Here is a 1,067-nt window from a genome sequence, read left to right as displayed (position 1 = left end):
GGTGTTCTGTCCACGGAGGTTGGTGACGCAGGTCTCGGCTGAGTGATCTTGAAATGGGTGAGGGCCTTCTGGCCTGGTGTGGATTGCGACATCTGCACCTGCGACCAGAAAGGCCCTCGTGCCACACCGTAATGCACCCCTGACCGAGACCGGTCGGCTGCGCCTGGCCCGCTGCGTGGTCAAGGACGGCTGGCCGCTGCGCCGCGCGGCCGAGCGTTTCCAGGTCTCGCCGACGACGGTCCAGCGATGGGCTGAGCGCTACCGGCTGTTCGGTGAGGCGGGCATGGCGGACCGCTCAAGCCGTCCGCACACGAGCCCGCGCCGCACCCCGACCCGCATCGAACGGCGGATCATCAAGGTCCGGCTGCTGCGCCGGTGGGGCCCGGCCCGCATCGCACACCTGCTGGGCCTGGTGCCCTCGACCGTGCACCGTGTGCTGACCCGCTTCGGCCTGGCCCGTCTCGCCCACCTGGACCGGGCAACCGGCCGGCCCATACGCCGCTACGAACGCGACCGGCCAGGCGAACTCGTCCACGTGGACATCAAGAAGCTCGGCAACATCCCCGACGGCGGCGGCCACAAGACCATCGGCCGTCAAGCGGGCCGCAAGAACCGCTCCGGCGCCGGCTACAGCTACATCCACACCGCCGTCGACGACCACTCCCGCCTCGCCTACAGCGAGATACACGCAGATGAGAAGAAGGAGACCGCCACCGCCTTCTGGGGCCGGGCCCAGGCGTTCTTCACCACCTGCGGGATCACCGTCGAACGGATCCTGACCGACAACGGCGCCTGCTACAAGTCACACGCCTGGCGCGACGCACTCACCGCGGCCGGGATCACCCACAAGCGAACCCGGCCCTACCGGCCGCAGACCAACGGCAAGGTCGAACGCCTCAACCGCACCCTGCTCGACGAATGGGCCTACGCAAAGCCCTACCGCTCAGAGACCGAACGCCGCGAGGCGTTCCCGCACTGGCTTCACACCTACAATCACCACCGCGGACACACCGCGCTGAAAGGCCAACCACCCGCCAGCCGCGTCCCTAACCTCACAGGGCAATACA

Annotated in this window: 1 protein-coding gene; it reads left to right on the top strand. The window is 68.2% G+C overall.

The genetic code is table 11. The annotated features are described in order from the left end of the window. Positions 1-118 precede the first annotated feature (118 nt). Positions 119-1,067, top strand: a 949-nt coding sequence (locus tag ACFYXH_RS42505) for an IS481 family transposase (protein WP_389575195.1), incomplete at its 3' end; no start/stop codon positions are given.

Source organism: Streptomyces sp. NPDC002730 (assembly GCF_042888805.1).
GTDB lineage: Bacteria > Actinomycetota > Actinomycetes > Streptomycetales > Streptomycetaceae > Streptomyces.
The sequence above is the reverse complement of the archived record's forward strand: the minus strand, read 5'-3'. Positions and strand labels throughout refer to the sequence as shown.